Source organism: Clostridium subterminale, assembly GCF_039521425.1.
Taxonomy (GTDB): domain Bacteria; phylum Bacillota; class Clostridia; order Clostridiales; family Clostridiaceae; genus Clostridium_J; species Clostridium_J subterminale.
Genome location: NZ_BAAACI010000007.1, coordinates 469815 through 494672, shown reverse-complemented (window position 1 = coordinate 494672; position 24858 = coordinate 469815). Strand labels below are relative to the sequence as shown.

Below are 24858 nucleotides of genomic sequence, written 5' to 3'. Positions count from 1 at the left end.
TGTATACTAGATTTACACGATAGAAGCATTATGGCAAGTAAAATCTCTACAAATATAACTGCAGACTTAGCTATAGAAACGCTACAAAAAGCAATAACTACTCATAACCATCCACATGATTAATTACATAGTGACCAAGGCTTTCAGTATACATCTAAAGCTTTTACTGACTTTTGCTGCTCTAGTAAAATCAAACAGTCTATGAGCAAAGCTGGTTGTCCTTATGACAATGCTCCTAGGTCGTCCTTTTATAGAAAAATTAAAAATGAACACCTTAATCACTATAATGGAAAAAGTATTTCTCATCTAACAGAGTTGATTAACGATTATGTACCTAGGTATTACCATAATAAAAGACCTCATAGCTTATTATGTGGGCTTACGCCCTTTGAAAAGAGGTATTTACAAAAGTAATCGAACTAAGTGTTACAATTTTGCTTGACCAGGTCAGAAAGAAAGGAAGGCACGGAATGATAAATCAAATAATTAAATGTAGTTTTAAATTGTTACAAACCTTAAGCTAAAAATAAGGCAAGTGATTTTTGACATATTTAGTTGGGAAGATAAATGGAAGGAGGGAGAAAAAATGAATTTACCTATTGTTGCTGAACAACATGAACAAGAAAGAAGAAGCATTACAGAATTTAAACGATTAATGGAAGATGGTAATTTTATAGTTAGAGATTACCGAGAAAGTGACTATGGTGTTGATTTAATAGTGGAAATAAAGCTTGAGGGAATGTATGCTAGTAATTTTACAATATGTGTACAATTAAAAGACAAGCTAGATTCTAATACGATTATAAATGGAGAAGGTACTTATACATATCAAGTTGAGATATGCAAGATAAATTATCTATTAAACAGTCCTAATTCTATATTTGTTATATATTTTGAAGATAAAAAACAATTTGTATGGGATTGGATATATGAAATTGAGAAAACAGCTATAGAAAAAGAAATTAATTTAGCTACTACAGAACAGAAAAAATATAGTTATAAATTTTCGAAGATTTTAAATAAGAATGGTAAAGAGGAAATTCATAAACAGATTAAGTTGTTTGGTAAAAAAATAAAGGAATATAGCAGGAAGATGATTGAGTATAAAGACCTTGGTTATGATGAAGTTTTGCTTAATACTAATATAGATGAATTAAAGATATTAGATTCAGTTACTAATAAATTAAGTAAAGCTGAAGAGTATTACCGAAAAAATGATCTTAATAATGCAGTTAGGGAATATGAACATATCGCATCTATAATTCAAGATGAAAAGCTATTGTTAATCTGTGGCAAAATTTATTTGGAATTGGAGAAGTACAATAAAGCTATTAAAAAATATAGTCTAGCTAAGCAGTATAATTCAAAAGATTATCAAGTGTTTTTAGGGTTAGGATTTGCTTATAGGGGGCTGAAAAAATATAATGATTCCATTAGATATATGGAAATAGCACTAAGCTATAATAATAGTCCAGAAATACTGTTTGAGTTGAGTCGAAATTATGTTGCAATAGGAGATGTTGGTAAAGCAATCAAAAAATTAGAAGGGTTACTTGAAAGAAATAATACAAATGATAATTTAGTAATTGAAGTAGAGTTATTGTTAGCATACATATATAGTATACAGTTTAATTTCACAAAATGGAAAGAATTCATTGATAAGGTATTATCAAAAGATCGAAATAATTCATATGCGTTAGGATTACTAGGAGAGTATTATCTTAATTTAGATGAAAAATCTAAGGCTACTGAAGTTTTTAATAATTGCCTAGAAAAAGATAGCTATAACTATTCAGCATTGTTAGGTTTAAGTATAATTTATTTTGAAAATAATTATGAGAAAGCGATTATATATTTTAATGAGTTTATAAAAAAATATTATTATAAGAGGTTTACAAATATTGAAGAAGGAAAAATTGCTATTATATATTTAGGATGGACAAGAACAAATTGTCTAATAGTTAACAAAACTAAGGAGGGGATTTTGGAATTAGACCTAGATGAAAATCGTAAGATTGCTTTTAATCCAACTAATGGCAATGGTATAATATTTATTGGGGTTATTAAAAACATAGATCAAGAATTTAATATACCGTTAGTTGGAAAAGAATTTAAAAGAAAAAAAGATTTTAATACCTGCATTAGTGAAATTGAGAAAAATTTAGAGTTGGTAAAGGAATTTACGGAAAATAAGCAAAGTATTGATTTTTATAATGAAACTAAATTGATTGTAGAAGAAGGCAAAGAGTGTGTTTATCTAAAGATTGATTTTAAAGGATATTTTATTAATGGGTTTACAGATTCTAATATGGGTAAGGAAGGTTTTAGAGAATTCGAGAAGGCATATAATAAATACAAATTTTTTCAAGTCCAAATATCATGTAAAGAAACAAATGAAGTACTATTCTATACGATAAATGATAACATTACTATAACGAAAAATTATTAAAGATAAATAAAGTGTATCATTATTATTGGAAGAAAATCTTAAATGTTATGGCAGTAGTGTATATAGTTAAGGATATTAAATTAAATAGTAATTAGTTTTATGAATAGGGGAGTTAAGTAAAATCAGATGAGTTTAAAGAAAGTCTGAATTAGAGTTTAAGTAAGCTCAACTGAAGTCGGATGAAATAACTCAAATAGTAACAGAAGAGAATGTAAGAAAGCTATTAAATAACTTTAGTTGTTATGTAATAAGTAGAAACATTCCAAAATGCAAAAAGTTTATACAGGACTTTGTAAAAGAAGTGGTAGTGCATAAAGAACACATTGAAGTAATCTTCAATGTGTCTTTTAATATGTTTTAAAATAGTAATGGGATACAGTTAATAAGTAAAATTAAGAGGTCTGAGTTATATTATAGGTATAGTGAAAGTTTTTATATAAAGGTTAGTTAATGTAGTACTTATAAAAAACTATGGAAAAATATACATTATTAAATTATAATGTATATATTATGAAAATAATAGGAGTGAGAAGTTTTAAAGTGAATGGGAAAAAAAGAATAGAAAAAACAATTGAAATATTAGATTTAATAAGCACATATATAGATGATGAAAATAAGGTAAATGAGTATTTTAATGCAAAAGCAGCATTATATGATTTATTTTTCATAAATCGTCAAGTACGAGATGAATATATAGATATAATTCCTACTAAAGAATTGTCGGAAGTAAATAGTTTCCTTCATAGTTTTTGTAGTTCACCTACACTTGACTCATGGGAAAAAGATAAAATAAAAACAGGTATTTTGAAAATTAGAGATATTATAATAGATAATTATAGGAAGGAGATAGGGAATATGAAAAAAATATTTATTAGTCATTCAACAAAAGATGTAGAATTAATCGAAATATTTCTAGACTTTTTGGAAACAGGAATGGGAATTAATAGAGAAGAAGTATATTGCACATCGGTTGAAGGTACAATTAATACAGGACAAAAATTCATAGATAATATAGAAAAAAATATAAAAGATGCTCAAATAGTTGTGTTTATCATAACACCACAATATTTAAAAAGTAAATTTTGTTTAGCAGAAATGGGAGCAGCATGGGTATTAAATCAACAAATTTATCCACTAATATTTAATCCATTAGATTTTAATGTTTTGGAGGACACACCATTAAAAGGTGTACAAGCTAAAATATTAAACAATGAACAAAATATATCATCTATGTATGATGAATTAAAAAAAAGAGAGATTGCAAAAGATAAACCAGTGACGTTGATAAATAGAAAATCACAGAATTTTCTTAAAGAATTAATGAAAATTACAGCAAGATATGTTGACTATGAAGAACAAAATGATTGTGTAGAAGATTTTAAATTACAAAATGAGGAATTACTTAATGAAATAGATAGTAAGGACAATGAGATAAAAAAGTTAAATAATTATATTAGCAAATTAGAAAAAATAAAAGACAAAGAAGAAGTATTAGATTTAAAAAAAGATGAGTTAGATGATTATAATAAGTTTAATTATATGGTTAAGGAAATAGAAAAACAATTAAATAGGTTATCAGAATATGTTACTACATGTATATTTATTAGTGAGTTTAGAAAAGAGATTTTTACTCCTAATGTTACAGATTCATCATCATGGAAAGAAATTGATGAATGTATTATAGATGGACTATTAGAAAGAGATGGGAATGAAATTTACCTAAATAGTTCTAATACATCAATAGGGGCAATAGTAGAAAAATTGAATAGATTGAGTAAGTTTATCGAAGAAATTGATGAAGAAACATTTAATATCATAATTCAAGAATATGACATAGAGAATTTAGATATGATATATAGACCTTTTTGGACAAAAGTATTAAGACAAAAAATTAATATTTAAATTTAATTGGTGGATTTTAAAGGTCGCGCTTCGCCTCAACCATTGAAATCCTCGACGGGAGCGTCGAGGTTTTTTTTCGTTTATAAAGAAAAAACGTTTAGAATTATAAAAGCTGAACCGTATCACAAGTAAGTGATACGATTTTTTGTACAATTAGAAATATAGCACTAAAAATAGATTATAATATAAAAGATAATATTATAAATTAATTAGGTATAGAGGTAAATTATGAAAATTAATAGATTAACCGAAATAATAATAATACTTCTAAATAAAAAAACTGTAACAGCAAAAGAACTAGCATATAAATTTGAAGTATCCACAAGAACTATATATAGAGACATTGAAGAATTGTCTTTATAAGGTATTCCTGTATATATGAGTAAGGGGAAAAATGGGGGCATATCTTTACTGGAGGAATACTCTATAAATAAAACTATATTATCCGACAAAGATAAGCAAAGTTTAATTGTGGCTTTAAAAACATTAGAAGCAACAAAGTATCCTGAAATTGATTCAGTCACAAATAAAATTAGTTTTATGCTAAATAAAGAAGAATTATCGAATTGGATAGACATAGATTTTTCTAAATGGGGAAGTGATTTTAATGAAAATGATAAGTTTAATCAAATAAAAATAGCAATATTAAATAATAAACTAATAGAGTTTAGTTATATAAATAGCTTTGGAAATAGGTCAATAAGAACTATTGAACCAATGAAGCTTATTTATAAGGGGCAAACGTGGTATCTGTATGGATTTTGTAAACTAAAAGAAGAAGCTAGAACATTTAGAATAACTAGAATAAAGGACCTGGTTATAAAAAAAGAAAATTTTATTAGAAGAAATATTAAAGATATAGACACAAACCACTCAAAGAAATTGATAGAGAATATGGTCAATCTAAAATTAAAACTTTATAAAGAAGTTTTATATAGAATATTTGATGACTTTGACCAAAATATATTAATTGACAATCAAGATGGTACATATGAAGTAAATATAGAACTACCAGAGAATGAATGGTTGTATGGATATATTCTTTCTTTTGGAAATTATGTAGAAGTTATAGAGCCTAAATATATAAGAGATATTGTATTACATAAAATGAAAGAAACTATAAAGATTTATGAGGAAAAAATATAGACTATATAGATTTAAACTAAATAAATCATAAATATATTAATAAAGACTTATAATATGACATGCTTATGTCATATTACTTTAGATATACTTTAAGAAAAAGTAGGTTAGGAGAATTATTTATGAATTATGAAATAGTTAATTTAGAAGAGAAACAAGTTGTTGGTTTAGCAAAAGAAACTACTAATAACAACAATAAGGCAGTGAAAGATATAAAAACATTATGGGAAGAGTTTTTAATGAAAGGTCATTATCAAAAGATAAAAAATAGAAAAGATAATAAATCTATTGGGCTATATACAGACTATCAGGGTGATTTTAGTCAGCCATATAACTTTCTTTGCTGTTGTGAAGTGAATAAAAATGATAGTATAGAAGAGCCATTAGTAAGCAAAACAATTCCGAGTGGAAAATATGCTAAATTTATTATAAATGGAGATGTTCAAAATTCGGTAGGAGAATTTTGGATGAAATTATGGCAAATGGATTTAGACAGAAAGTACTCTTGTGATTTTGAAGAATATCAAAATAATACTCAAGATATGCAAAATCAAGAAATCCATATTTATATTTCTATAAATTAATAGTACTAAAAATTAGCTTACTGAAAAAGTAATTACTAGATATATTTGATGATTACGGGTTTGCAAAATAGAGCTAAATGCTTATGATTGTTTAGAGAAAATGACCTCCGTTGGAGGTGAAACGGAGACCCGTACCTTAAATGACGCAGGCTTTTTTTGTATAGGCATTATAAAATTTGAGGTTTAGCATAATATAAATAACTTTTGTATCATTGATACAGAAGAATTGTTCTTATTCTGTTATAGATTGAACTGTTTATTGCATTTTGAAAGTAAGTGTGATATAATCTGAGCAAATATGATGATTGGAGTTGAAAAGATGATTAATTTTTCTTGCTAGTTTTACCAAGCATAATAAAATTGTGGGTTCGTATAATGCCATTTTTTTGTTGTGCCTATGCAAGAAATTAATTATTTTTTAGCTCAGAAAATATATACTCGTCATGCCCCTAAGAGGGGTTTGTCTTTACTGTATTTAAGAGCTGCAAGAATAATAATTTCTTGCAGCTCTTATTTTTTTACAAATCATGAGAATAAGTAGGAGGGATTATACAATGGATAATAAAGATACTTTGCTAACGCATGATAATCTTCATATAGAGCCGGATACTTCGGGCGACATTTATCCGATGACTACCTGCTCTAATACTCTCCCTCTCTAAGGGGAAGTAAAGAGTGGTTACGTCCCTGGATAACGAGTTCTAAGTGTCAAAGACACTAAGAACTCTGTCTATATGGAGTAATACCAGTCGCCTATGGTTCCGACTTTGTTATTTGTACTTTTAATTTCAAAGGAGGATAAAAATATGTCTTTAATAAATGTAACAAACCTGACCTTCGCTTATGAAGGCAGTTATGATAATATTTTTGAAAATGTAAGCTTTCAAATTGATACCGATTGGAAATTGGGCTTTACGGGAAGAAATGGACGAGGAAAAACTACCTTTCTGAATCTTTTACTTGGTAAATATGAGTATACTGGAAATATTTCAGCGAATTTAACCTTTGAATATTTTCCTTATGATGTGCAGGAACAAGAAAATTTTACTATAGATATCATAAGAGAAATCAGTCCAAATTCAATGGATTGGGAAATAATGAAAGAATTATCGCTTTTAGATATAGACGATGATGTTTTATACAGACAGTTTTATACACTATCGAAAGGTGAAAAGACCAAGGCATTGCTTGCTGCTATGTTTTTGAAGGAGAACTCCTTCTTACTTATTGATGAACCTACAAATCATTTGGATGCTGAAGCTAGAAAAAAACTAAGTAATTACCTTAGAAAAAAGAAAGGATTTATTCTGATTTCACATGATAGGAATTTTTTGGATAACTGTATTGATCATGTTCTTTCAATAAATAAGACAAATATAGAAATACAAAAAGGTAACTTTTCCAGCTGGTGGGAAAATAAACAAAGACAGGATAACTTTGAGCTTGCAGAAAACGAGAAGCTAAGAAAAGATATTAATCGCTTATCGGAGGCTACTAAACGAACAAGTAATTGGTCCCATGAAGTAGAAAAATCAAAAAAAGGAACAACAAACTCTGGCTCCAAGCTGGATAAAGGTTATGTTGGACATAAAGCTGCTAAAATGATGAAACGCTCTAAGTCGATTGAAAGCAGACAGCAAGCTACTATTGAAGAAAAGTCTAAACTTCTTAAAAATATTGAAAGCTCTGACAGCTTGAAGATTTCCCAACTTGTTTATCATAAAAACAAACTTGTGGAATTAGAGAATATTTCGATTTTTTACGGTGACACCATGATTTGTAAAGATGTTAGCTTTAGTATTGAGAAAGGTGACCGAATTGCACTTAAAGGTAAAAATGGCTCAGGAAAATCAAGCCTTATCAAGCTCATTTGTGGTGAGGATATAAACTACACAGGTAATTTCAATAAAGGAAGTCAGCTTAAAATATCCTATGTGTCCCAAGATACATCGCATCTTAAGGGCAATCTGACTGACTACGCTTCAAATAACGATATTGATGAAAGTCTTTTTAAATCGATTTTAAGGAAACTTGATTTTTCCAGAGAGCAATTTGAAAAAGATATGTCATCTTTCAGTGGTGGACAAAAGAAAAAAGTGCTCATTGCAAAAAGTATTTGTGAGAAAGCTCATTTGCATATCTGGGATGAACCTCTTAATTTTATTGATGTTATCTCACGTATGCAAATAGAGGAGTTACTGCTTGAATACTCACCAACTTTACTGTTTGTGGAACATGACAGTGGATTTTGTGAAAATATTGCAACAAAGATTTTTGAACTTTAGCTTTATTAATGACAGTATGTCAAAAGGGGTAGTTACAGGACTACCCTTTTTTATTTGTACCCCCTTAGTTGTAAATCGAAAATAATTTACTATAAAAAACAACTATATATTGATAATCGATAAAAATGGTGATATGATGGGTAAATAGAGGAGCGAAGTATTGGTAAATAATTACTGATTTATTACTCTGATAAAAGAAAGTTGTTATAGATAGTTGCTATTATGATGGCTTTTGAAAGTGAGGTAATATATTGTGAAAATAAAACTTATTCTACCTGCTTTAGAAGAGGCAAAAAGTCCATATTGGAGGCCTATAAAATATTCACTGTTTCCTCCCTTAGGATTAGCTACTTTAGCATCATTGTGTGGCGGATCAGATGAGATAGAAGTAGTTGATGAGCATATTGAAGAAATAAATTTAAATGATGAACCAGATTTAGTTTGTATTGAAAGCTATATAACTAATGCGAATAGAGCTTATGAAATTGCAGATTTTTATAGAAAAAGAGGAATAAAGGTTGCTATTGGTGGAATACATGCAACATCATTACCTATTGAGGCCAAGAATCATGCAGATACTGTATTACTTGGGCTTGGAGAAAGAAGTTTTCCGGAGTTTTTAAAGGACTTTAAAGAGGGAAATGTTAAGGAGTTTTATGAGCAAGGGGAAGTTTCATTAGATAATCTGCCGCTGCCAAGAAGAGATTTATTTAAAAAGGAGAAATACTTAGTTCCAAATTCTATGGTATTTTCAAGAGGGTGTCCTAATAAATGTTCTTTTTGTTATGTTAGTTCATTTTATAAAGGAGGAAAATCTTTTTTTGCATATAAAGTGGACAGGATATTAAAAGAAATTGAAAGTATGAAAGGGAGACATTTATATTTTCTTGACGATAACATATTTGCAGATAAAAAGTTATCAAGGCAAGTTTTTAAAGAAATGAGGGGAATGAATAGAATTTTCCAAGGTGCAATAACTGTAGATTCTATTCTTCAAGATGATACAATAGATCTTGCATATGAGGCTGGATTCAGGAGTGCTTTTATTGGCTTTGAAAGTATTAATAAACAGAATCTAATTCAAGCCAATAAAGGTTCTAACATAGGAAAAGATTATAGTAAAGCAATAAAGAGATTAGATGAATTAGGAATAATGATAAATGGAAGTTTTATTTTTGGACTGGATAGTGATACTTTAGATGTCTTTGATAGAACTACAGAATGGGCTATTAATAGTGGGATTACTACAGCAACTAATCATATTCTTACTCCTTATCCTGGTACGGGGATATTTAATAAAATGGATGATGATAAGAGAATTATTACTAAGGATTGGAGATTATATGATACTAGGCATTTAGTATTTAATCATCCCAATATTACAAAAGAAGAAATGGAAAGTGGATATAATAGAGCTTATAAATATTTTTATAGGTGGAGAAATATATATAAGGCATCAAAGGAACATGAAGAACTTAAAATGAGATTAAAACATTTCACTTATGCAGGAGCATGGAAAAAGTTTGAGCCAGTATGGAACTTTCTAATTAAGAATGAACTTCTTTCAAAGAGTAGAGGTACATTAGTGAGAACCTTAAAATAGAGAAAAGTTCGCTAATAAAAACCTTCAAATGGTTCCGAAGAATGGGTACGATTTGTTGAATAAATCTGTAGAGATATATAACTAAATAAAGGTTATAGATGCTATAAATTGACTGTGAAAATCACACACTGTATAATAAGAATTATAAGATAAAAGGTGTAAGAAACTTTACACTAAAGATAGGGGAGGGGAGAAAAGATGATAGATAAATATTGGGAAGGTAAGCATTATGCTTTTCATCAAAATAAGGAATGTGAATATTTCCCTTGTCACAAAACTAATAAATCTGAGGAATTTAATTGCCTATTTTGTTATTGCCCACTTTACGCACTAGCTGATAAATGTGGAGGTAATTTCAAAATTACTGAAGACGGAATAAAAGACTGTAGTGAATGTATGGTTCCACATGTTAAAGACAACTATGGCCTTATAAATAGTAAGTATGGTGAAATTGGTAAATTAGTAAAAGAGCAATTAGAAAAAAGCAAATAAGAAGATAATAAAGAAGCTAAAAAGCTAGATACTAAGTCATATCTAGCTTTTTAGCTTCTTTGTTTAGTTATTTATAATATTAAGAATGGAAAGAGGTAATATTATTTATAATGTTAACTATTTCCTTAGGAGATTCATTTAAATTATTTTCTAACCATGCTTGAACAACTGAAATCACTCCACCTACAGAGTATTTTATAAAATAATCTAAAAACATATCATTAACTTTTGAACTGCTAACTAGCTTATCAATTTTAGATTTACTTGCTACGTAAATAATACGATCGATAATGTCGTTTTTCATTTGTTTACTGAATAATATCTTGCATAATTCTTTATTTTCCTGAATTAATTCAAGGGCTTTAAGTAATAAAACATCTTTATAATCTTCAACTGGAGTTTCTTCAATATATTCTAAGATTTGATTAAATAATTCATCTTCTAGTGATTTAAGTAGGTCATAGGTATCTTTATAATGAGTGTAAAAAGTTCCTCTATTAATATCTGATTTTTTGCAGATATCAGTAACAGTAACTTCATGAATTTCCTTATGCTGAAGCAAATCAATTAAACTTTCTTTTATTATTTTTTTAGTATATAAAATTCTTCTATTCCCTTTAATTCCTGCCATTTAACTCATCCTTTTAAAATATTTACCAAAATGTTTAATATATTTACTCAAACAATTTTCAAGAATATGTTATTAAATAAACAAAATTCACTAAAATGTATATTTAATAACACTATGAAAATATGTGATTATTGTAACTAATCCATATATTATTTATACTTGAATTATAGCATTAACTAAACAAGGTGTCTATTTAATGACATTGAGTATTTAAGACGGTATAGATTAGGGAGGTCAAGATGTCATACATAGAGATAAAAGATGAATATAAAAGATACAAGGTTGGAGAAACTACCATTGCAGCAAATAATGGTATTAATTTTTCAATAGAAAAGGGAGAGTTTACTATTATTCTGGGGCCAAGTGGTGCTGGTAAAACAACTGTGCTCAATATACTTGGAGGAATGGATACTTGTGATGAAGGCGAGATAATTATTGATAACGTTGATATATCTAAGTTTAACAAAAGACAGCTTACGAAATACAGAAGACATGATGTGGGGTTTGTATTTCAGTTCTATAATTTAGTTCAAAATTTAACTGCAAAAGAAAATGTGGAATTGGCTACACAAATTTCAAAAGATGCCTTAGATGTTGATAAAACTCTTGAGTTAGTGGGACTTGATCATAGAAAAAACAATTTTCCATCTCAATTATCAGGAGGAGAACAGCAAAGAGTTTCTATAGCAAGAGCTATAGCTAAAAATCCTAAGTTGCTTCTATGTGATGAGCCAACTGGAGCCCTTGACTATAAAACAGGAAAACAGATTTTAAAGACATTACAGGATACATGTAAAAATACAGGGACAACAGTAATTGTTATAACCCATAATTCAGCTCTTGCACCAATTGCAAATAGAGTTATAAAAATTAAGGATGCAAAGGTTACAAGTATCGAAGTAAATAAAAATCCTGTTTCAGTTGAAGATATAGAGTGGTAGAGGGTAAGAGATGAAAAATAGAGCATATAAAAAATCAATAACGAGAGAAATATTAGCTTCAAAAGCAAGGTTTATTTCTATATTAGCTATAATCTTTTTAGGAGTTGCCTTTTACTCTGGGATTAAATCAAGTGGACCAGACTTAAAAAAGTCCATAAATGAATTTTTTAGAAAGCAAAATTTAATGGATAGTAAGATAGTCTCTAGTATAGGTCTTAATGAAAATGATTTAAAGTTACTTGAAAATAGTGATAAAATTCTAGATTACTGGGGAGCACATAGTATAGATGTAAATTTAACTAATATAAATAGTGTTGTTAAGTTTATGGAATATAATCCAAAGGACTCTAGAAATATAAATAATCTTATTGTTACAGAAGGGAGATTACCTGAAAATAGTGGTGAGATATCTTTAGATGAAAATGCTTTAAAGGAAAATAAAGATCTAAAAATAGGTGATGATTACATAATAGAATCTGACGAGGACTTAGATGAGCATTTTAATAAGAAAACTTTTAAGATTGTTGGATTTGTGCAAAGCCCTATGTATATAGAAAATATATCTAGAGGAACAACTACTGTTGGAAAAGGAAGTGTAGACTACTTTGCAATATTAAATAGTACTGACATATCAATGGATGTATATACTGAAATATATGTACGATTTAAAAATGTAGCTGGGCTTGGTGCATATAGTGATGAGTATAAAGATAAGATGGAAGAAAATAATAAATATCTTGAAAGTTTATACTCAAATAGAACTGTAGAAAGAATTGAAGAAGTAAAATTAGAGGCACAAAAAGAGTTTGATAAAGCTTATAAAGAAATAGAAGATGGGGAAAGAAAGCTTGAAGATGCTCAAAAAGAAATAGATGATGGTAATATCCAACTTCTTGATGGTAAAAAGCAATATGAAGGGTTTACTAAAAAGTATCAGCAAGAAATTAAAGATGGTGAGTTGCAATTAACAGAAAGTGAAAAGCAGTTAGATAATGGACAAAAGGAACTTAACAAGCAAAAAGAGCAATTTTTAGGCGGTGAAAAACAACTTCAGTCAGCAAAAATTGAACTTGATAATGCAAAACAAGGATTTTTAAATCAAGGAATTGATCCTACACAAGGTACAAAAGAGTATGAAAATCAAATAGATAGTTTAGGAATTTTAATTACAACATACAATGCACTTTCCAATGATATAAAAGAAACAGCAAATAACCTTAAAGAAGGTGACAAAATTCCAAATGGAAAAATTCAGTATTGGAAAGGTATTATATCTAACCCTGCTTTAGGATTAAATGAATTAAGTGATTTAGTAAATGGCTTAGAAAAAGATCCAGCAAATATTTCTTTAGCACTTAATATCTCAAAAGGTGTAGAAAGTGCTAGTAAAATTGCAAGTGAAAATAAATCTAAGATAGAAACCTTAGTAGCTGGAATAACTCAGTATCAACAAGGTGTAACAGCCTATGAAGAGCAAGTTAAAGGATTTAATGAGGGAAAGACACAACTTGAAGCAGCTCAAAAGCAATTAGATAAAGGCAAAGAAGAACTTATAAAAGGTAAAAAAGAGCTTGAGGAAGGTAAAAAACAAGGTCAGTTAGAACTTGATAAGGCTAAGAAGGAGCTTGATGATTCAGAGAAAAAACTTCTTGATGGAGAAAAAGAAATTAAGGAAAATAGAGAAAAACTAATAGATGGACTAAAAGAGATAGATAAAGAAAAAGAGAAATTAAATGATTTAGATGATAGTAAATATTATTTTTTTGATAGAAATGATAATCCTGGTTACTCAACTTACAAAGGTTCAATTGACAGCTTAGATAAAATAGCTTCAGTATTTCCTGTGTTTTTCTTTCTAGTTGCAGCACTTATATGCTTAACTACAATGACTAGAATGGTAGAGGAAAATAGAATAGAAATAGGAACACTAAAGGCTTTAGGATATAAAGATTTAGAAATAGCTAGGAAATTCATAGTTTACGCAGCATTAGCTAGTATTGCAGGAAGTGTAATTGGTATAGTAGTTGGAAGCAGCATACTTCCTTACATAATTGGTAAAGCCTATTCATCTACATTTACTTTGCCAGATGTTAAAATACACTATTATCCATCCTATATAATTCAATCTTTAGTAGCTTCAATATTTTGTACAGTAGGAGCAGCATTAATTGTATTAAAAGAAGAATTAAGAGAAAATCCTTCTAATTTAATGAGAACCAAAGCTCCAAAGCTTGGTAAAAAGATATTGTTAGAAAGAATTACTCCTTTATGGGAAAGATTGAACTTCAATCAAAAGGTTACATTTAGAAATCTTTTTAGATATAAGCAAAGGATGCTAATGACAATACTTGGTATATCAGGATGTATGGCTATGCTTGTTGCAGGGATGGCTCTTGAAAAATCTAATTCTTCAGTTATGGATATTCAATTTGGTAAATTATTAAAATACGATGCTATGGTAGTATTTAATGATAATAATACTGAAAAAGAAGATGAAGAATATAATGAGTGTTTAAATAACTTAAAGGGATATGAAAGTAGCTTAAATACTTATCAAGATTCAGTTACTTTTAGTAAAGAAGGTGTAAGCAAGCAAACTGCTACTATGTATGTACCAGAAAATACAGATGAGTTAAGTAAATATATATTATTAAATGATAGAGAAAGCGGTACTGAGTACAAGCTATCTGATAATGGAGTAATTATAAATGAAAAACTTGCAAAAGTTTTAGATGCATCTGTAGGTGATGATGTAACTGTAACAGATTCAGATAATAATTCTCATAAAGTTAGGGTAGATAACATAGTAGAAAATTATGCCGGTCATTATATGTATCTATCACCATCGTACTATAAAGAGATATTTAAAAGTGAGCCAACATATAATGCACAACTATTAAAGTTAAATTCAAATAGAGAAGATGATAATAAAATATCAACTACTCTTATGGAGAATGATAAAGTAGTAAATGTTACCCTTGCTTCAAAGCTAAGAAGTTTAAGCGAATCTGCCGATTTAGGATTAGTTATGATAGTAATAATAGTGGCTTCAGGAAGTTTAGCATTTGTTGTACTATATAATTTAATAAATATAAATGTATCTGAGCGTATAAGAGAGATATCTACAATAAAGGTACTAGGTTTTTATGATAATGAAGTAGCAATGTATATATTTAGAGAAAACATAATACTAACAATACTAGGAATACTTTTAGGCTCATTTATGGGGAAAATATTATATGTATTTTTAGTGAGCACAGCAGAAATGGATAATATGATGATGATACCAACTGTAGATATTAGTAGTTATGTAATCTCTGGCTTAATTACAATGTTTTTTGCCATAGTAGTTATGATAATGATGCATATAAAATTAAAAAATGTAAATATGATTGATGCACTAAAATCTGTAGAGTAAAATTTAAAATAAAGGGAGTCGCAAATTGCGGCTCTTTTTTTATTTTTCAGCAATATGTTAAGTTACTAGTATTATATTTTTTATGATATTATCATTAGCTTTTTGTTGAGTGAATATAAAACTTATGAAGAAGGACATAATAGCAAAAATTACATTTTATTTATTAAGTCCTTCTTCTAGATATTCAGCTCCAAACGTATGCATCATTTCTAAAATAGGGATTAGTTTTTTACCAGTATCTGTTAAGCTGTACTCGACTTTAGGGGGTACAATAGGATAGACTTTTCTATTGATAATATTATCTTCCTCCAAGCTTTTTAACTGCCTTGAAAGTACTTTTTGAGAAACGTTAGGCAATTTTCTTTGAATATCACTGAATCTAAGTTCACTATAACCTAAGTACCACATAATTAATATTTTCCACTTTCCAGAGACTATATCTTGAACTAAAACCATTGGACACTTTTCATATTTAGCGCATTTTTCTTTCATATAGCATTCTTCATGCCTGTCTGATATTTCAATCATTTTAACACCTCTCAATTGCATTAGTGACTTTTTTGTCACTGTATGACAAAAAAGTGCCTTATTGATAAAAGAGTATTTTATTATTATCATAGTATCATAGAAAATTAATTTTAGGTAGCTATCCAAGATAAGTGAACTTGTGTATATTTAGATAAATCATAAGAGTATCAATAGTTTAGATAATAAAATGAATTTAAAGTGAGGTAAATAAATATGAGTAAAGTATTATATATTAAAGCAAATGTAAAACCAGAAGGTCAATCAAGAACATTTAAAATTTCAGATAATTTTATAGAGGAGTATAAGAAAAATAATCCTGGCGATGAAATCATTACATTAGATTTATATAAAGAGGGTATAAACTTTCTAAGCGAAGAAGGTATCAGCCTACATAGACCAGCTCCTGGTGAAGGTAAAAATCACCCTGTTCTAAAATATGCATATCAATTTGCGGAAGCAGATAAATATATAGTTGCAGCACCAATGTGGAATTTAAATATTCCGGCTATATTAAAGGCATATATAGATTATGTATGTGTTACAGGAATCACATTTAAATATACGGCTAATGGACCAGTTGGTCTATGTGAGGGGAAAAAAGCAATTCATATTGTTTCAAGAGGTGGAGTATATTCAGAAGGCCCAGCTGCAGCATTTGAAATGGGGGATAGATATTTAAGAACTATTTTTGGTTTCTTTGGGATAACCGATTTTACTACAATAGCAGCTGATAAGTTAGATGTTATTGGTGAAGATATAGAATCAATTATTGAGAATGCAATTAAAAAGGCTCAAGTAACAGCAAAAGAGTTTTAATTATTATCATAAAATATAGTATTAATAAGAATGGATAGTTAAGTTCATATTATCCATTCTTTGTAATTAATCATTGTCAATAACGATGTTGTTATAGTTATTGACTAATGGTAGGTAAAATATAATTAATTGAAGAAATGAGTTAGAAGGAGAAAAGATGAATTATATTAATAATGCAACTAGCACTTTAGAACAAATATGTTTAGATTGCAAAGATTACAAAACAGAAGATTGCATTAAAGCAAAATGCAATATTGGATTTGCTTTAAGTGCAATGAAATCAATTGAAAAAAATGGACTGTCAGTGATTGAGGATGGATTTAGGCTTATTCCCAAAGAAGATGTGAAGTTTTATGATAAGAAAATGATAGCAATATGTGTAGCCGCTATATGTAAAACATGTAAGCAGTGTATGGAAGGTCATAATGAAAATTGTTGTGTTTCGCTGGCAAGGAGATCTATTGAAAGTATAGTCTTAAAGGAAATAATTGATTACCCAGGTAACATGCTCGCATATATTATTAAAGTTGCAGAACAAGATCAGAATTTTGCTGATTTAATCAGAAAAGAGATCATGCTATTAGATTAAACAAGGTCAGTGTAAATTTTATAATAGAAATGTGTAATTATTCCAACATTAAAATGTAGGAGTTTACGCATTTCTATTTTTTGTATTTCATATAATATATTTTATTAATAGAGAAGCACGCAATCTAAGCTGGATTGGTGATTTCTCTCTTTGCAATAAGTTCTATATGAATACCAGGAAAATAAAACCGCATGATTTACACGACTATGGGTAAACTCTCACAGTTTTCTTATTTCATAATTTAATAATGGTGAAGAAATTTTTGCGACAGAATATAATCTTAATTTAAAAAATTATTGACCTTGACATTACGTCATGGAGTAATATATATGTGTAGCGTTACTAAATAAAATTTATTTTCTTTTGAGAGGATTTTTTATGAAAGATAATTTAAAGAAACAATTTACTATTGGTGAATTTAGTAAGAAGGCAGGAGTTACTCTGAGGACTTTGAGATATTATGATAAGATTGAGCTTTTAAAGCCTTCTTTTCATAATGAGTCGGGATATAGGCTTTATAGTAAGAATGATTTTCCAAAACTTCAAAAAATTTTAACTTTAAAGTTTATTGGATTATCCTTAGATGAAATTAAAGATGTTATGAAAGAGGAAGTAAAGGAAAATGATTTTGAAAAGTCATTAAAGATACAAAAGAAAATTATTAAGGAAAAAATAAATCACGAATTGAGTGTTATTGAAGCTATTGATGAGGCTTTGAAAATGATTGATACAGATAAAAATTTGAATTGGGATAAGTTTATTAACATTATAAATCTGATAAATAAAGATAATAGGTGGATGAAGCAGTATATAGATGCTTCTAATTTAAAGGCAAGGATAAATATTCATGATAAGTTCAGCACTAATAAGGAAGGTTGGATGGAGTGGTTTTTTAAGCAACTACCTTTAGAGACAAATTGCAAGGTTTTAGAGTTAGGCTGTGGTGATGGCAGCTTGTGGGCTAAAAATTATGACAAGATACCTAAAGAATGGGAGATACATATTACTGATTTTTCAGAGGGTATGGTTGAAGATGCTAAACTGAATTTAAAGGAAACTTTAGATAGATTTCATTTTAAGGTTGAGGATGCTGAAAATATTTCTTATGAAGATGAGACTTTTGATATAGTTATAGCGAACCACATGCTATATCACTTAAATGACATAGATAAAGCACTAAGTGAAATGCAAAGAGTTCTAAAAAAGGATGGATACATTTTTATATCTACTGTTGGTGAAAATCATATGAAGGAAATGAGAGAATTTTTATCAATGGTTGATAAGGAGATATTAGAAGTTGAAAGTTTCAATTTAACAAAGAAATTTCAAATTGAAAATGGGTTAGGCATCTTATCAAAATTTTTTAAAGACATAGAGTGTAATCTATATATAGATAATTTAAAAATAACAGAAAAAGAAGCCTTATTTCAATATATTCTTTCTATGGAAAGCGATATAGTTAAAAAAATAAGTGCAAATAAATTGATGAAGTTAGATAAATTACTAGAGAAAGAGTGTTTTGATAATGGGTATATATACATATCAAAGCATACAGGATATTTTAAAGGAAAAAATAGATTTAAAAAAGGCCTATGAAAATAAAGAGTCATTATTAATAAAGAAAAATACTACATTATTTATTAAAGTGTGACTAATTGCAAAGGGGAGATTTTAAATGTCAAGAAAAATACCGTTATCACCACCAGATATTACAGAAAGAGAAATAGAAAGTGTTGTTCAGGTTTTAAAATCAGGATGGATTACAAGTGGTCCTAAGGTTTTAGAATTTGAGCAGAAAATAGCTGAGTACTGTGAAACTGAAAAAGCTGTGGTCTTAGGTAGTGGAACAGCTGGTATGGAGCTTATTCTAAAACTCTACGATATAAAAGAAGGGGATGAAGTAATAACCACACCGTATACTTACACCGCAAGTGCTAGCATTATTTTACATAGAGGAATAAAGCCAACCTTTGTAGATGTTGCTAAAGATAGTTTTATAATGGATTTAGATAAATTAGAAGAGGCAATAACTGAAAAAACCAAGGCAATAATAACTGTAGATTTTGCAGGTGTTCCTGTAGATTATGATAAGGTAAAAGCAATACTTAAAAAGTTAAATAGAGAAGATATAATACTTATATCAGATTCAGCACACTCTTTTGGTGCAACTTATAAGGGAAAAAAAGTTGGATCTCAATATGATTTCCATGTATTCTCATTTCACGCAGTTAAGAATTTAACTACAGCTGAAGGTGGAGGAATAACATTTAATAACAATAATTTTCATGGGAAAGAAGACTTATATAAAGAGTTTAAATATATAGCACTACATGGGCAAACAAAAGATGCTTTATCTAAGATAAAAGCTGGTGCTTGGCAATATGATATAGTAACAGATGGATTTAAATGCAATATGTCTGATTTACATGCAGCTATAGGTGTGTCTCAATTAGATAGATATGAGGAAATGTTAGATAGAAGAAGAGCAATATTTGAGGTTTACAACAAAGCTTTAGAATGTAAAGAGTGGGCTATAACACCTTTCTCTAAAAATGAGGAGATGGAAACATCATATCATTTATATCCATTAAGAATAAAAGGCTTTGAGGAAAGTGACAGAGCAAAGGTTATAGAAATATTAGCTAAAAAAGATATACCTACAAATGTTCACTTTATACCACTGCCAATGTTTACGCTATATAAAAATTTAGGGTATAAAATGGAAGATTATCCAAATGCATATAATCAATATAAAAATGAAATAACATTACCAGTGTACTCAACCTTATCTTTAGAAGATGCTAAGTATATGATAGAGGAGCTTATTAAAGCTGTAGAAGAAGTAAAATAAAGTTTGAATTTTAACTTACATCTAAAAAGGAGGAATTTATGATGAAAGTAGGATTTTATACATCACAAAGAGAATACGAAGAGAAAATGGCTGAGTTTAATGAGGCTATGATAAATTCAATAAAAAATGGAGTTAAGACTTTAGGTGAAGATGTTATAGCTTTTGAAAAAGAAGTTCAAGACTTTGCAAAGGTAAAACACGCTATTGGTGTTGCTTCAGGGACAGATGCTTTAGTTATGACAGCTGATATATTAGGATATAAGGATGAAAAAGAGATAATAACCTCTCCATTTACTTTCTTAGCATCTACTTCATGTATTGCAAAACATAGAGGAAAACCAGTATTTGTAGATATAGATGAAGAAACCTTCAACATAGACACTAGAAAAATAGAAGAAAAAATAACAAAAAATACAGTAGGACTACTTCCAATACATTTATTCTGCCAAATGGCTAATATGGATGATATTATGGATATAGCAAAAAGGCATGATTTATCTGTATTAGAAGATGCAGCAGAAGCTTTTGGTATGCAATGGAAAGGTAATGGAGATACATACAGACATGCAGGTACTATAGGTGACACGGGTATCTATTCATTCTTTCCAACTAAAACGCTAGGAGCTTACGGTGACGGTGGATTAATAGTTACAAATAATGATGAACTTGCAGATATTACTAAAATGTATAGAGTTCACGGAGCTAAAAAGAAATATCACTATGAGTATATAGGATATAACTCAAGATTAGATAACATACAAGCAGCAATTTTACGTGTTAAATTAAAATATATAAATGAGGCACTAGAAAAGAGAAATCGAATCCATGACTTATACGTTGAAAGATTAAAAGATATATCAGAAATTACCTTACCAAAAATAAAAGGCGATCAAATACCTGTTTATTATGTATTTAACATAACCTGCCATAAAAGAGATGAATTAAATCAAGACTTAAATGAGCAAGGAATAGGTACTAGCATATACTATCCAACTCCATTACATCTTCAAAAGTGCTTTAGCTACTTAGAATATAAAAAAGGAGATTTTCCAGTAGCTGAAAGAGTATCAGAAAGAATATTAGCACTGCCAATTTACCCAGAGTTAACTATACAAGAAATAGATTATGTTTGTGAGAAAATAAGAGAATTCTATAGAAAATAGTTATTTAGCATAATGAATGATGAAGCGTATCATTCTTTAGCAGAATCAAAGCTCTTATCTCTAATCATATATCCTCCCGACTTCCTTAAATATATATTTTATGAATCAAATTTCTCTTTATATGATAAAATGCTACTTAAAAATACAGTTAAACAAATTACACTTGTTATGGAAATGACTATAGCTACTACTTTAGCTGATGTAGTTACTGGTACTATATCGCCATATCCAATAGTAACAAAAGTGATTATTGTGTAATAAAATAAATCAAAACTTCCTGTAGCATTTAAATATGCTGTACCATCTGCAATGGCATTTACGAAACAAACAGCTAAATATAAATTCATCACAAGCATTGCTAACACTAAAATAGCTGCTATTAGTACTCTTGCAAAGTTAGTTTTTTCTTCCTTTTCTGATTTAATGTTGTGTGGTTTTCTCATAAGAGTTAGTAACACCTTTATATTTAAATAGTAGCAAATTATAACTCCTATAATTCCTATAATTGCACTTTCCTTAAACTGATCTGGAAAGATTATAAGTACAGCTAAAAATGTACTTGTTATAAAATAGCTTGATATAAAATCTAGCTTTAAGTTCTTATCTTCAACTTTATAAATAAATTTATGAATTTTAGAGCTAACAAATAATATATAGCCTATTGAATAATGAACAATTATAAAAGATGTTGATATAGCTATTATTTTTATTAACCATTCTACACCAAAGGCTAAATGTATATCTAAATACCTCATAATTGTTGTAAATATAGTTATAAGTGCAAATACTTCACCACATATAACCATTCCGCCTTGTGTTATTTTATAAAGTAAGGTTGTCCCTTTAAAAAGTTCTTTATAAGTTTTATTAATTTCTACTACAAGTGTTCCTAGAACAGATTTTATTTTCCTATTATTCCTTACGCTTCTTATAATTAAGGTAGCAAGAACAATAATTGTTGTTAAAATAATTATGAAACTTCCCATTAGCACCCCACACAATATCAATAAATTTATAAATAATTATATCAAAAATCTAAAATAAATAATAGGTGAACATAATGTATAACAGAAAAACAAAGTATTTTATAATACCCCAAAATAATGATAACAGTAAATTTTAATTATTGTAATAGCTGAATAGATACGGTGGTTTTTATTTTTCAAAAAGTTGGAATTATTAATGTAAAATGTATTATAATTAAATAGTATATATTTGTTAAATATTAATATAAATTGACAGTATATTTTCATGGGTAAGATATTAAAAGTTAAAGGGGTGTATAAGAATGAAATCAGCTTTTCTAATAATTGATATGCAAAAGGGATGTTATGACTTTTGTAAATGTCAAAGAGAATTTGATGAGGCAGTAGAGTATATAAATGAGGCAGCACGCATGTTCAGGGAAAAAGGATTGCCTGTTGTTAAAGTATTGGATATTGAAGTGGGAGAAGGTCCTGGTTCTGAGAAGTTTGAATTTGTTGATTCTATTATTGAGAGTACAAATGATATTGTTATACATAAAGAGTATAATAATGCCTTTTTTAAGACAGAGCTTCATGATAAGCTTCAAGAACTTGGAGTTGAATTTGTGGTTATAAGTGGATTTGCAGCAGAGTATTGTGTATTATTCTCTTATAATGGAGCAAAAGAAATGGGATATGGCACATCATTACTTCAAAATGGTATTGCAGGGGTTGAATATGAAGAAGTGAAAAAAATGCAACTCTTAAGACCATTAGTTAGTCTTGAGGCATTAGAATATTTTTTAAAGTAATAAAAGCTTAGTGCCTAAGCACTAAGCAATCCTTAGAACAAAAGCAGATAACCACCCAAAGCTTTAATTTGGTGTTAGTTGCTTTCATAGCGTGTTTATTTTGTTTTAGGTCCATTAGATTAGGTTTATGATATGAATTCAAGAGACTAAAGCACTATTCTTTCATGGATGGTGCTTTTTTCATTTCTATTAAGTTATATGTGAACTCCGAGAAATTTAATCTCAGAAGATGTATAGCAACAAAATTATAGCAGTTCCTCTAAATTCACATTTTTCAAATCAACTATTACTTTATTAAACCACTCAATTATTTCCTGATGTCTTTCTCTTAACTCTTCACCATCTTTTATGAAATAGAAATTATGAAGTCTTTTTACTACATCCTCAGGGAAGTCATAATAAACATATCTTGTTTTGAAGTTATATATATATGGTTTGTATTTAATCCTAAGCATTTCTAGTAGCAGACCTAAGGAAAAACTTTGATAAAAGGATATAGCTTCAATATAGTTGTGTCTGTTAAGTTCCTTCTCAATAAGGAACTGATACATATTAAATAAACTATCTACGTTTTCTATTCTTGTTCTAAGAGTTTTTGCAAATTCAATTTTGTTCATTGGGGTTGCTTGGGCTACATTGCATTTGTCAAAAAGCACAAGTATATCTCCATGGACTTCTTTTAACAGCTTTTCAGTACTTGTATGTTTTACAGCACATATTTCTATTACCATGAACTTGCTAGTGCCATGAAGTTTATATACCTTTTGATAAGCTCCAGGAGATAATGACTGGGGACCTCCATAGCTGTTTTCTATTTTAGCTAGGGATTTTAAATAAATATCTAAAACATTAAACATATCCTTAATCTTGTCATCTTCAACATCAACTACAACATCAATGTCAGACCACTCGTCTACACGTTTAAATGCTGCAGAACCACCCTGCCATGCGGCATAAACATAATTCAATGGCTTTAGTGCTCTAATAAGGCAATTTAATATTTATTCTCGAGTTATTGCTTTTACTTCCATAATAATTCCTCCTATCTTTTATGTAGAGCTTTATAATAGTTTGATTTACTTAGTAATTTATAGCTTACTAAGAATCCAAAATTAAATTTATTGCATTCACTGCAGTATATGGTAAATTTTACCACAAAATTGAGTGTATAAAAATATAAAAATTTTAGTAACATCCACAAGGAGGTGATGGAGCCTTCCTTGTGGATGTTTTTTATAATAATAACTATCATTGACCTATATATCTATAGATGGTATATTATATCTATAAATGATATATCATTTATGGATATATCATTCATGGATATAGTAATATTTATTTACAGTGGAGGAGAATTTTATGCCAAGAAAGGATTCTATTGATATAGGCGAACTAACAGATTCTGCTTTTTATATTTTATCTAGTGTTATAGAGGAAAAGCATGGTTACCTAATCATGAAGACTATTGAAGAACTTACTAATAATGAAGTTACAATTGGTCCTGCATCACTTTATACAACACTGAAGAAGCTTTTAGCAGCAGGCCTAGTGGAACTTAATTCAAGAGAAGAAGAAAATAAAAAAGTATATAAAATAACAAGTTTGGGGCGTGACATGCTTATAAAAGAAATTGAACGAAAAAAACAGATGGTTAAATTTGCTGAAAATTTTTTGAAATAAAAAGGG

General features: G+C 28.7%; 22 protein-coding genes. 18 read left to right on the top strand and 4 right to left on the bottom strand.

All coding sequences use genetic code 11. The annotated features are described in order from the left end of the window. Window positions 1–189 precede the first annotated feature (189 nt). From ABDZ93_RS20120 to ABDZ93_RS15885, 9 genes are all read left to right on the top strand, one after another. Window positions 190–414: an integrase core domain-containing protein gene (locus ABDZ93_RS20120; protein ID WP_425544796.1), complete on the top strand. Its 225-nt coding sequence runs from the start codon at window positions 190–192 to the stop codon at window positions 412–414. Window positions 415–586: 172 nt separating this feature from the next. Further along, entirely contained in the window at window positions 587–2449 is a 1863-nt protein-coding gene (locus ABDZ93_RS15920) for a DUF4365 domain-containing protein (protein WP_343827455.1), read from the top strand. 510 nt (window positions 2450–2959) lie between these two features. Then, complete coding sequence (locus tag ABDZ93_RS15915; RefSeq protein ID WP_343827454.1) at window positions 2960–4351, top strand: toll/interleukin-1 receptor domain-containing protein; 1392 nt, start codon at window positions 2960–2962, stop codon at window positions 4349–4351. Window positions 4352–4579: 228 nt separating this feature from the next. Further along, complete coding sequence (locus ABDZ93_RS15910) at window positions 4580–4714, top strand: HTH domain-containing protein (protein ID WP_343827453.1); 135 nt, start codon at window positions 4580–4582, stop codon at window positions 4712–4714. A gap of 15 nt (window positions 4715–4729) precedes the next feature. After that, entirely contained in the window at window positions 4730–5497 is a 768-nt protein-coding gene (locus ABDZ93_RS15905; RefSeq protein WP_343827452.1) for a helix-turn-helix transcriptional regulator, read from the top strand. A gap of 119 nt (window positions 5498–5616) precedes the next feature. Further along, window positions 5617–6078 (top strand): GyrI-like domain-containing protein, encoded by a 462-nt coding sequence (locus tag ABDZ93_RS15900; RefSeq protein ID WP_343827451.1) that lies wholly within the window; start codon window positions 5617–5619, stop codon window positions 6076–6078. 806 nt (window positions 6079–6884) lie between these two features. After that, the gene (locus ABDZ93_RS15895) at window positions 6885–8363 is read left to right on the top strand and encodes an Lsa family ABC-F type ribosomal protection protein (RefSeq protein ID WP_343827450.1); all 1479 of its coding nucleotides are present in this window, start codon (window positions 6885–6887) and stop codon (window positions 8361–8363) included. A gap of 253 nt (window positions 8364–8616) precedes the next feature. Beyond that, window positions 8617–9966 (top strand): B12-binding domain-containing radical SAM protein, encoded by a 1350-nt coding sequence (locus tag ABDZ93_RS15890; RefSeq protein ID WP_343827449.1) that lies wholly within the window; start codon window positions 8617–8619, stop codon window positions 9964–9966. A 198-nt stretch (window positions 9967–10164) separates the two neighbouring features. Beyond that, on the top strand, window positions 10165–10458 hold the full coding sequence (locus ABDZ93_RS15885; RefSeq protein WP_343827448.1) for a cysteine-rich small domain-containing protein: 294 nt from the start codon (window positions 10165–10167) through the stop codon (window positions 10456–10458). A gap of 79 nt (window positions 10459–10537) precedes the next feature. Here the strand turns inward: ABDZ93_RS15885 and ABDZ93_RS15880 are convergent, their stop codons facing one another. Beyond that, window positions 10538–11089, bottom strand: a complete 552-nt coding sequence (locus ABDZ93_RS15880) for a TetR/AcrR family transcriptional regulator (RefSeq protein WP_343827446.1) — start codon at window positions 11087–11089, stop codon at window positions 10538–10540. Between the two features lie 239 nt (window positions 11090–11328). Between ABDZ93_RS15880 and ABDZ93_RS15875 the strand changes: the two genes are divergently transcribed. Next, window positions 11329–12030, top strand: a complete 702-nt coding sequence (locus tag ABDZ93_RS15875; protein ID WP_343827445.1) for an ABC transporter ATP-binding protein — start codon at window positions 11329–11331, stop codon at window positions 12028–12030. Window positions 12031–12040: 10 nt separating this feature from the next. Beyond that, window positions 12041–15448 (top strand): FtsX-like permease family protein, encoded by a 3408-nt coding sequence (locus tag ABDZ93_RS15870; protein WP_343827444.1) that lies wholly within the window; start codon window positions 12041–12043, stop codon window positions 15446–15448. Between the two features lie 156 nt (window positions 15449–15604). On the opposite strand, the gene ABDZ93_RS15865 is transcribed toward ABDZ93_RS15870, so the two are convergent. Further along, complete coding sequence (locus ABDZ93_RS15865) at window positions 15605–15976, bottom strand: winged helix-turn-helix transcriptional regulator (RefSeq protein WP_343827443.1); 372 nt, start codon at window positions 15974–15976, stop codon at window positions 15605–15607. Window positions 15977–16189: 213 nt separating this feature from the next. Here ABDZ93_RS15865 and ABDZ93_RS15860 point away from each other — a divergent pair, with 213 nt between their 5' ends. From ABDZ93_RS15860 to ABDZ93_RS15840, 5 genes are all read left to right on the top strand, one after another. Beyond that, the gene (locus tag ABDZ93_RS15860; RefSeq protein WP_343827442.1) at window positions 16190–16792 is read left to right on the top strand and encodes an FMN-dependent NADH-azoreductase; all 603 of its coding nucleotides are present in this window, start codon (window positions 16190–16192) and stop codon (window positions 16790–16792) included. Between the two features lie 157 nt (window positions 16793–16949). Further along, complete coding sequence (locus ABDZ93_RS15855; RefSeq protein ID WP_343827441.1) at window positions 16950–17381, top strand: hypothetical protein; 432 nt, start codon at window positions 16950–16952, stop codon at window positions 17379–17381. A gap of 378 nt (window positions 17382–17759) precedes the next feature. Then, entirely contained in the window at window positions 17760–18977 is a 1218-nt protein-coding gene (locus ABDZ93_RS15850; RefSeq protein WP_343827440.1) for a MerR family transcriptional regulator, read from the top strand. Window positions 18978–19056: 79 nt separating this feature from the next. Next, a complete protein-coding gene (locus ABDZ93_RS15845; protein WP_343827439.1) occupies window positions 19057–20232 on the top strand; it encodes a DegT/DnrJ/EryC1/StrS family aminotransferase in 1176 nt (391 codons plus the stop codon). Window positions 20233–20273: 41 nt separating this feature from the next. Further along, on the top strand, window positions 20274–21395 hold the full coding sequence (locus ABDZ93_RS15840) for a DegT/DnrJ/EryC1/StrS family aminotransferase (protein ID WP_343827591.1): 1122 nt from the start codon (window positions 20274–20276) through the stop codon (window positions 21393–21395). Between the two features lie 98 nt (window positions 21396–21493). On the opposite strand, the gene ABDZ93_RS15835 is transcribed toward ABDZ93_RS15840, so the two are convergent. Further along, entirely contained in the window at window positions 21494–22381 is an 888-nt protein-coding gene (locus tag ABDZ93_RS15835; RefSeq protein ID WP_343827437.1) for a potassium channel family protein, read from the bottom strand. 302 nt (window positions 22382–22683) lie between these two features. Here ABDZ93_RS15835 and ABDZ93_RS15830 point away from each other — a divergent pair, with 302 nt between their 5' ends. Then, window positions 22684–23172, top strand: a complete 489-nt coding sequence (locus tag ABDZ93_RS15830; protein ID WP_343827436.1) for a cysteine hydrolase family protein — start codon at window positions 22684–22686, stop codon at window positions 23170–23172. Window positions 23173–23417: 245 nt separating this feature from the next. Here ABDZ93_RS15830 and ABDZ93_RS15825 read toward each other — a convergent pair whose 3' ends face one another. After that, window positions 23418–24140, bottom strand: coding sequence for a hypothetical protein (locus ABDZ93_RS15825; RefSeq protein WP_343827435.1), 723 nt, complete (start codon window positions 24138–24140; stop codon window positions 23418–23420). 391 nt (window positions 24141–24531) lie between these two features. Between ABDZ93_RS15825 and ABDZ93_RS15820 the strand changes: the two genes are divergently transcribed. Next, the gene (locus ABDZ93_RS15820) at window positions 24532–24852 is read left to right on the top strand and encodes a PadR family transcriptional regulator (protein ID WP_343827434.1); all 321 of its coding nucleotides are present in this window, start codon (window positions 24532–24534) and stop codon (window positions 24850–24852) included. The last annotated feature ends 6 nt before the right edge of the window (window positions 24853–24858 follow it).